Consider the following 8,005-nt stretch of genomic DNA (forward strand, 5'->3'; position numbering starts at 1 on the left):
TCCGGCGCCTGTTTTCGACCCTGAGAAGTCATCCAGCGTCTTGATCTGGCTGCCACAAGTCCGTCGGACAGAGCCACCGGCTGGCGCTTTATCCACCCCCGACATGCGTAGTTTCGGCTCGGATCGGCAGAGGAACTGCGTGCGATTTGCGCCCCTAGGGTCTCCGCTTGCAAATCATCCATGCGCGGCTTACAGTGAACCATATGGTTCACTTTCAAGCCCGCCTCGACGCAACGTTCGCCGCGCTCTCCGATGTCACCCGACGCGGCGTACTGGAGCAGCTCGGGGGTTCAGATGCCTCGATCTCCGACCTTGCCCAAAGGTTTCACATGACCCTCACGGGCATGAAGAAACATGTCAGTGTCCTGGAGCAAGCGGGGCTGGTGATCACGGAGAAGGTCGGGCGCGTACGAACCTGCAGGCTCGGGTTGCGCCGGCTGGAAGAAGAGGCCGCCTGGATCGAGCGGCACCGCCAACTCTGGAACGCGCGCTTCGACGCGCTGGACGAGCTTGTCGAGCAATTGAAAAGCAAGGAGAGGGCAGATGCACAACGCAAAAGAAAGTAGTCCGGCCGCCATGAACCGCACCGTCGTTGAACGCAAGTCCGACCACGAACTTGTCGTGAAGCGAACGTTCGATGCCCCAGCGCACATCGTCTTCGAAGCGTGGAGCAAACCCGAATTGTTCAAGCTCTGGTGGGTTCCGAAGTCGGTGGGCATGACGCTGGTTTCCTGCGACATGGATATTCGCACCGGAGGTATGTATCGCCTCGTGTTTAGCCATCCGGACTTCGATCAACCGATGACATTCTTTGGCACGTACAAAGAAGTAACGCCGCATAAGCGCATCGTTTGGTCGAACGAAGAAAGCGGCCAGGGCGCGGTGACCACGGTGACGTTCGAGGAAAATGCCGGCAAGACGCTGGTCATCTTCCACGAACGCTATCCCACGACAGAGGCCCTAGACGAAGCCCTCGCCGGTTCGGCGGAAGGCTTGCCCGAGCAGTTCGCGCAGCTGGATGAATTGCTCGCGGACAGATCGTGACGACACCGAGGCCGTCGGCGTAGCGAAGGGGCGGCGGCGAAACACACGATCGGCACTGCGCTGGCCAGTTCGGCGCTACGTGAGGACGGTATGCTCAGACGCGATTTCCTGAAGACTGCCATAGCGGCCGCAGTGCTGACTGCGGTCCGTCCCGCTCTAGCCAAGAAGGCGCTCACCATGCCGAACGAGCATTTCGCTGACGTCAATGGCCAGCATCTCTTTTACCGCGTGCATGGCGTCGGCAAGCCACTCATTCTTCTCCACGGTGGCATCGACCCAGACTGCTTCGGGGGCAATCTGGCCGAACTGGCCAAGAGCCGGCAGGTGATCGCTGTCCATCTCCAGGCACATGGGCGCACGCCAGACACGGACAGGCCACTGCGCAGTGAAACGATGGGCGATGACATTGCCGCTCTGATCGGCCATCTGAACCTCAGCAAGGCCGACGTGATGGGCTACTCGCTGGGATCCAGCGTCGCGCTGCAGACGGCTATCCGTCATCCGGATGCGGTCGACCGGCTCGTGCTTGTGTCGGCGGCGATGAGGCAGGACGGCTTTTATCCGGAGGTGGTGACCGCCTTCAAACAGCTGGAGGCCAACGCTGTCACGTTCGGTCCTGGGGTCAAGGCATCGCCGTTAGGGAAGGCCTATCCCGATGTCGATTGGACCAACCTCTTCAGGAAGGTCGGCGACCTGACCAAACGCCCCTTCGACCGTAGCGCCGATGTCGCCAAGCTTCGGGTGCGCACACTGCTGGTCTTTGCCGACGCCGACGCCATCCGGCCCGAACATATGGTCGAGTTCTGGAAGGCGTTGGGAGGCGGCCAGCGCGATGCCGGAATCGATGGCTCCCTGCGGTCCGCAAACGAGCTCGCCATCTTGCCGGGCACCACGCACTACACGCTCGCCGTTGAGCCGATGTTGTCGGAGGTCGTGGAACGCTTCCTCCGAACGGCATCGAAGGCGGTGGGTTAGGGGCCTGTGAAGCGCTCATGGAGCTAGCTTGATCGGCAGAGGGGTAGCCAAACCCTGTGCTGGCGCGAAAGGGCTGTCCTGCGGGTCATGCCATGCCGTGGATTGCCCGGCGTTCCACTCGGTGTTCGCGTCCCTGGCCGATTGAACTTCGTCTGAGGCTGCGAGTTGTAGGTGGTACGCCCCGCCCCGATGAAGTCGTAGAAGAGAAATGGTGCGAAGGGCCGGCGCAAGGCGCCGGCCCTTCCATTGACCACTTCCGGCTCATCACCGCGACTGAATTCGGTGTCTGTGGGGCCGACAGTTGCTCAGCAGCTCATCCTGACGCCGGAAGATGTGCTTTCCGAAGTTCATTCATAAATTCTGCGCGCAGTTCAGGCCCACCTTCTTTCAAGGTGCGAGCCAGACCCTGCAACTTGGACGTGGGCAAATACTCGTCTCCCCATGCAGCCATTTCCAGCAGTAGAGGGACCAGCGCGATGCCTTTCTCCGTAAGGCTATAAATCGCTTTCTGTTTATGAGTCGGGTCATCGGATTTGGTAATGATCCCTTGCTGGACAAGTTTTCGAAGTCGGTCGGCGAGGATATTCGATGCGATACCCTCCAAAGATTTGGTCAAGAGTTCGCGGAAGTGCCTTCGATCAACGAAAACGATGTCGCGAATGACGAGCAAAGTCCATTGATCGCCAAGCACTTCGAGCGTTTGGTTGATGACGCATTCGGATCTATGACTCGTGCGCACGCTGCTTCCAACTCGAATGGATATCCCGGCGCCATTCTACGACAACACGACTAGTTGCATATCGCAACCGGTTGTGATATGAAATTGCCTGTCCCAATGCGAGCTCCGTCCAGCAGGCGCTCGCGTGGGAGGCTGCGTTGTCAGGAACCTGGGGAATGGGACTGAAACCACGTGGGAGGCAAAAACATGAACATGTTCAAGTGGCTGCGCCACCTCTGGATACCTTGCGCGACGGTGTGTGCTCTGACTTGCTTTGGCGATGCCTTCGCTCAGGTGAGCTACCAAGTGACCGATCTAGGCGTTCCGAAGAATGACAATTATTCGATGATCATGTCCGTCAACAATGAGGGCTGGTCGGAGATCATGGCTGGCAACTTTCTACCGGGGCAGGGCGATTCGTTATCCGGGATACCTTTGAACGGACGCGCGCTGATAAACATCGACGGACACTATGCCGATCTCGGAACGCTCGGGGGACCGAACAGTTGGATGAATTTTGGCGAGATCAACGACCTCGGGCAGGTAGTCGGTGATTCCGAAACGGCTGTCCCAGACCCGAACGGCGAAGACATCTGCGGATTCGGTACCCATCTGACGTGTCTTCCGTTTCTTTGGCAGCCGTTCCAGATGATCGCCCTCCCGACACTCGGCGGAAATAACGGGGAGGCGAGCGCGGTCAATAATCGTGGACAAATCGTTGGCATGGCAGAAAACGGTGCCGTGGACTCTTCATGCCAACCAGGCACTATGAATAACCGGGTTCAACTGCCGGTGTTGTGGGAAAACGGAAGGGCTCACGCGCTTCCTACGGTGGATAAAGACCCAGATGGGTTCGCATTCTGGATCAACGATCTTGGTCAGGCCGTCGGCTACTCGGGAAACTGTAGCGGCCCCATTCACGGCATAGTGTGGGAGAACCGCAGTGCGTCTGCGCTTCCTGACCTCGGAACCGGCGGCTTCGGTGAGAACATCAACAACCGGGGCCAAATTGTTGGAACAGTCGGTAGCGCTGACGGATCGACCCAGACCGGCGCGATTTGGCAGATTGTCAAAGGCACAGGCACCGCCAAACTCACCGCCGTGCTCGGACTGCTGCCGGGAGATGCGGCGGGCATAGCTTTCGGCAACAACGACAGGGGCCAGGTCGTGGGAGGGGAGTGGGACTCCAACTTCTACTGGTCTCATGCTTTCATCTGGCAGAACGGCGTGATGACCGACCTCAACACGCTGCTCCCTGCCAGTTCCAGCCTATTCGCGACCTTCGCCGCCAAGATCAACAGCCGCGGACAGATCGGAGGCATGGCAATCGTATGCAGTGGGCCGCATCAGGGCGAGATGCACGCCTTTCTAGCAACCCCTGTGAAGCAAAGCAGGGGTGAATCGATTGCAGAGGCCGCACCTATGTGCCTGGAATCCAATTTTCCCGGAGCGGACGCTGTCAAACGACTTTTGAAGAAATCCGGACCTGGCGGCCATCTCGTGCGTTAGCGATCGCTCTCGAAGCGTAATTGAACCACTTCGGGAATCTCGTAGGCTGCTTGGTGTGAGTCACGCCGAGATAGGCAGCATGGTGTGGTGCGGATGGTAGGCCGCTTCGGCTTCGGCAGGCGGGACATACCCGATCGGCACCAGCAGCCTTCGATGGTTGAACCAGTTCACTCAGGTCAACGTGGCCAGTTCCACCGCTTTCGGAGTTTTCCGCGATTCGCGATGGTGTTGGAACTGTGCCGCGTTCTTTAACGATTCGCGTCCAGAAATGAGGCGCCTCCTTGTCAGGGACCGTCGGACGCCAACAACCCGATGGTCCGCAGCCAGCAGCCAACGAATAGGCCTCGCTCGCATGCCGCAGGGCCAATTTGCGCACAGGCCAGCACCTCCCCCACGGTGACCGCAGGGCCGTTCCCCAACGACTTCCACCTTGCTTCTGGCCTGTGCGCAAATTGGCTCATTGCGAATTGCTTTCCGTGGCTCGCCGTCGCTATGAAAAGCGTGAAGGTCGAACCTTGTGCTGGAGATGAGCTGACCTGGTCATTGGGCCTTCGACTTTGCGCGACTACGAAGCACCCTTGTGTCGCTTCCGTCGGCTCGGCGGCTTCGGCGCCGCGATGCTGTCTGCCTTCCATTCCGCTGCAGCGAGCTTGGAGATAAAGAAATCGGCCAGTGCGCTCACCTTTGCCGGTCGTGCGCGAGCCGTCGGTGTCACGAAGTACAGGCCGCCTTCGGGCAGGCGCCAATCGGCCAGGACGGGCTCAAGCTGCTTGTCCCGGAAGTACTGCGCTGCGATGAACTCGGGTATTTCGGTGATGGCGAGCCCCGCGAGGACGGAGGGCAGCAAGGCTTCCACGCTTGTCGCCCGCAACATGCCGGTGGGTGAAACGGTGCATTCCTCGCCGCTCTTGGTGTGGGTAAAGCGCCACACATCGTGCCGGTTCCGGTTGACGTAGCTCAGGCATTGATGAATGCCGAGATCGTGCGGGTGTTGGGGGCGGCCATAGCGAGACAGATAGCCGGGGGATGCCACCACGAACCGGCGCACCGGCGCAATGAGGCGGGCGACGAGCGACGAATCCTCCATGACGGCAATGCGCAAGGCGGCATCGAAGCCCTCGCCGATCAGGTCGACCTGGGCATCGCCGGCATAGAGGTCGACCGCGATGTCCGGATAGGTTCGAAAGAACTCCGGCAACAGCGGTGCGACCCAGCGGGCTCCGAACGACAAGGGCACGGCGAGCTTGATGAGGCCGCGTGGCCTGCTCGAAGTCTCGCGGGCGAAATCTTCCGTCTCTTCGGCGTCGACATAGATTTTCGCCGCCCGCTCCGCGAGCGAGCGGCCATAGTCCGTCAGCGCAAGGCGCCGTGAGGTGCGGTTGAACAACCGCCCGCCCAGTCGCTCCTCAAGGCGAGTGACGGCCCGGGAAACAGTGGCCACCGAGACGCCCATGGCCGTCGCGGCCGCGGCGAACGAGCCTTCCTCGGCGACCTTTCCGAACATCGCCAGCCCTTCGAAATCCGGCAGTTTCGACATAGACAATCCTGCAACGATGATTTGCATTCATTTCTATTTAGAAAATTAGCACGGCGCCATAGATTTGTCCCGCCAACCCACCGGAGACCCACCATGGCTCGCAAACTCGAAGGAAAAATAGCCGTCGTCACTGGCGGCACCACGGGCATCGGCCTTGCCACCGCCAAGCGATTCGCCGCCGAAGGCGCGCAGGTATTCGTGACCGGCCGTCGCCAGGTGGAACTGGATGCCGCCGTCGCGGCGATTGGCCCGAAGGCCACCGGCGTCCAAGCGGATTCCTCCAGTCTCGGCGACCTCAACCGCCTCTATGAGCGGGTGAAGAAGGAGGTGGGCCGTATCGATGTCCTGTTCGTCAACGCGGGTGGCGGTTCGATGCTGCCCCTGGGGGCCATCACCGAAGAGCAGTACGACGACACCTTCGGTCGTAACGTGAAGGGCGTGCTCTTCACGGTACAGAAGGCGCTGCCGCTCCTCGTCGATGGTGCTGCGGTGATCCTGACTTCGTCCAACGTCAGCATCAAGGGCACGCCGGCCTTCAGCGTCTACGGTGCCTCGAAGGCCGCCGTACGCAACTTCGCCCGAAGCTGGACGCTCGACCTCAAGCCCCGCGGCATACGCGTCAACGTCATCAGCCCGGGCCCGATCAGGACGCCTGGCCTCGTTGATCTTGCGGGTCCGAATCCTGCCGATCAACAAGGCTTGCTCGACTACATGGCCACCACGGTGCCGCTCGGCCGCGTAGGCGATCCGGAGGATGTCGCAGGTGCCGCGGTCTTTCTCGCGTCCTCGGACGCCGCCTACATCGCCGGTATCGAGCTCTTCGTCGACGGTGGCCAGGCCCAGGTCTAGCCATCGCTGCTAAGCGCCTGGCGTGAACCCACGCCAGTCATTCACCCACGAAGCAACCGCAACTCCTTCCCAACTCAATCGCAGAGGAATCTCCCATGAACGCTCAAGTCTTCTCGGCCACCAACGTCGCCTCGTCGCCCGCATCGGGCGCGCTCAGCTCGGTTGTGCCGGCCATCGGCCGCGTACTGATCAGCACGCTCTTCCTCCTTGCCGGCTTTTCGAAAATCGCTGCTCCCGCCATGACGATCGGCTACATCCAGTCCGTCGGTTTGCCGCTGCCGGCGGTGGCATTCGCGCTCGCCGCGTTCACGGAGATCGTCGGCGGCATCCTGCTTGTGCTCGGTTACCGCACGCGCATCGTCGCAGGCGTTCTGTTCGTCTTCTCGTTGGCGACGGCGGCGTTCTTCCACAACCACCTCGCCGACCAGAACCAGTTCATCCATTTCTTCAAGAACGTCGCCATCGCAGGCGGTCTGTTGAATGTGATGGCCTTCGGTGGCGGACGTTTGAGCCTCGACGGCCGCCGCGCCTGAAACCCCTGGCCGGAGCGCTCGGGCGCTCCGGCCGCGAGTCCTCGAAAAGGAAAGTGCCATGTTGGAAGTTCTCGCTTTCACAACCCCCAACAGTCTCAAGGTGCCCATCGCACTGGAAGAGATGGGGCTGGACTACCGACTGATCCCGGTCAATCTGCGACAAGGCGAGCAGAAGACCGAGGATTTCCGGGGCCTGAATCCCAACGCGAAGGTACCGGTTCTCATCGATCGCCATGCGGGACCCGGCGCACAAGATGTCGTGCTTGGCGAGTCGGCCGCCATTCTGGTCTACCTCGCGGAGAAATCGGGCAAGCTGCTCCCGAAGGAGGGCATTCAGCGCGGGAAGGTCTTCGAGCAACTCTTCTTCCACGCCTCCGGCCTCAGCCCCGCCTTTCTGCAGGCTTTCTATCTGACATTGCAGTCATCGCCGGATCCCGAGGCCAAAGCGCGCGCACTCGGCGAGGTCGATCGCGTCCTCGGTGTGCTCAATCACTACCTGGAGCTCCACCCTTACGTCGCTGGCGATGCCTTCAGCATCGCGGACATCGCGCATTTCGGATGGATATGGCGCCATCAGGCGATCGGGGCGTCTCTCGACAAGTTTCCGTTCGTCGCCCGTTGGTACGAGGAAGTGTCGACTCGACCCGCCGTCGTTACCGCCATCAAGAAGACCGTGGCGCTTGCCCAGTAACGACGAGCCCATCGGTAATCCCCCCGTAAATTAGCAGACGCTGAAAGTGGAATTTTCTCGTAATCTTTCCCGAGGAGGTTCCATGAAGAAGTCCCGATTCAGCGATAGCCAGATCATCGCCGTGCTCAAGCAAGCCGAGGACGGTACGC

Annotated in this window: 9 protein-coding genes and 1 pseudogene; 7 read left to right on the forward strand and 3 right to left on the reverse strand. The window is 60.5% G+C overall.

The window, feature by feature from the left end; all coding sequences use genetic code 11:
- The first annotated feature begins 167 nt into the window (after positions 1 to 167).
- From ISP14_RS13705 to ISP14_RS13715, 3 genes are all read left to right on the forward strand, one after another.
- Positions 168 to 566 carry an ArsR/SmtB family transcription factor gene (locus tag ISP14_RS13705; protein ID WP_404540886.1) on the forward strand — a complete coding sequence of 133 codons (399 nt, stop codon included), beginning with the start codon at positions 168 to 170 and terminating at the stop codon, positions 564 to 566.
- Positions 544 to 1,044 (forward strand): SRPBCC family protein, encoded by a 501-nt coding sequence (locus ISP14_RS13710; protein WP_404540889.1) that lies wholly within the window; start codon positions 544 to 546, stop codon positions 1,042 to 1,044. Before ISP14_RS13705 ends, ISP14_RS13710 begins: the two co-directional genes overlap by 23 nt.
- A 90-nt stretch (positions 1,045 to 1,134) precedes the next feature.
- Positions 1,135 to 2,019: an alpha/beta fold hydrolase gene (locus ISP14_RS13715; RefSeq protein ID WP_404540890.1), complete on the forward strand. Its 885-nt coding sequence runs from the start codon at positions 1,135 to 1,137 to the stop codon at positions 2,017 to 2,019.
- 313 nt (positions 2,020 to 2,332) lie between these two features.
- Here the strand turns inward: ISP14_RS13715 and ISP14_RS13720 are convergent, their stop codons facing one another.
- On the reverse strand, positions 2,333 to 2,758 hold the full coding sequence (locus ISP14_RS13720; protein ID WP_404540892.1) for a winged helix-turn-helix transcriptional regulator: 426 nt from the start codon (positions 2,756 to 2,758) through the stop codon (positions 2,333 to 2,335).
- A 186-nt stretch (positions 2,759 to 2,944) separates the two neighbouring features.
- On the opposite strand from ISP14_RS13720, the gene ISP14_RS13725 reads away from it, so the two are divergent.
- Positions 2,945 to 4,246 carry a hypothetical protein gene (locus ISP14_RS13725; RefSeq protein WP_404540894.1) on the forward strand — a complete coding sequence of 434 codons (1,302 nt, stop codon included), beginning with the start codon at positions 2,945 to 2,947 and terminating at the stop codon, positions 4,244 to 4,246.
- A 60-nt stretch (positions 4,247 to 4,306) separates the two neighbouring features.
- Here the strand turns inward: ISP14_RS13725 and ISP14_RS13730 are convergent.
- Positions 4,307 to 4,456 (reverse strand): annotated as a pseudogene (locus tag ISP14_RS13730) (IS3 family transposase); the annotation flags it as partial.
- 355 nt (positions 4,457 to 4,811) lie between these two features.
- Positions 4,812 to 5,783: a LysR family transcriptional regulator gene (locus ISP14_RS13735; protein ID WP_404540896.1), complete on the reverse strand. Its 972-nt coding sequence runs from the start codon at positions 5,781 to 5,783 to the stop codon at positions 4,812 to 4,814.
- A gap of 93 nt (positions 5,784 to 5,876) precedes the next feature.
- Between ISP14_RS13735 and ISP14_RS13740 the strand changes: the two genes are divergently transcribed.
- The 3 genes from ISP14_RS13740 to ISP14_RS13750 all read left to right on the forward strand — a co-directional run bounded on the left by ISP14_RS13740 (position 5,877) and on the right by ISP14_RS13750 (position 7,856).
- Positions 5,877 to 6,632, forward strand: coding sequence for an SDR family NAD(P)-dependent oxidoreductase (locus ISP14_RS13740; protein WP_404540897.1), 756 nt, complete (start codon positions 5,877 to 5,879; stop codon positions 6,630 to 6,632).
- A gap of 95 nt (positions 6,633 to 6,727) precedes the next feature.
- Entirely contained in the window at positions 6,728 to 7,165 is a 438-nt protein-coding gene (locus ISP14_RS13745; protein WP_404540899.1) for a DoxX family protein, read from the forward strand.
- A gap of 58 nt (positions 7,166 to 7,223) precedes the next feature.
- Positions 7,224 to 7,856, forward strand: coding sequence for a glutathione S-transferase family protein (locus ISP14_RS13750; RefSeq protein WP_404540903.1), 633 nt, complete (start codon positions 7,224 to 7,226; stop codon positions 7,854 to 7,856).
- Positions 7,857 to 8,005: the final 149 nt, after the last annotated feature.

This window comes from Dyella agri (genome assembly GCF_044904705.1).
Lineage (GTDB): Bacteria > Pseudomonadota > Gammaproteobacteria > Xanthomonadales > Rhodanobacteraceae > Rhodanobacter_A > Rhodanobacter_A agri.

Excerpts from the sequence above, each read along its gene's own strand:
- ISP14_RS13750 (WP_404540903.1), top strand. The coding sequence starts at position 7,224 with ATGTTGGAAGTTCTCGCTTTCACAACCCCCAACAGTCTCAAGGTGCCC.
- ISP14_RS13735 (WP_404540896.1), bottom strand. The coding sequence starts at position 5,783 with ATGTCGAAACTGCCGGATTTCGAAGGGCTGGCGATGTTCGGAAAGGTC.
- ISP14_RS13710 (WP_404540889.1), top strand. The coding sequence starts at position 544 with ATGCACAACGCAAAAGAAAGTAGTCCGGCCGCCATGAACCGCACCGTC.
- ISP14_RS13715 (WP_404540890.1), top strand. The coding sequence starts at position 1,135 with ATGCTCAGACGCGATTTCCTGAAGACTGCCATAGCGGCCGCAGTGCTG.
- ISP14_RS13740 (WP_404540897.1), top strand. The coding sequence starts at position 5,877 with ATGGCTCGCAAACTCGAAGGAAAAATAGCCGTCGTCACTGGCGGCACC.
- ISP14_RS13745 (WP_404540899.1), top strand. The coding sequence starts at position 6,728 with ATGAACGCTCAAGTCTTCTCGGCCACCAACGTCGCCTCGTCGCCCGCA.
- ISP14_RS13725 (WP_404540894.1), top strand. The coding sequence starts at position 2,945 with ATGAACATGTTCAAGTGGCTGCGCCACCTCTGGATACCTTGCGCGACG.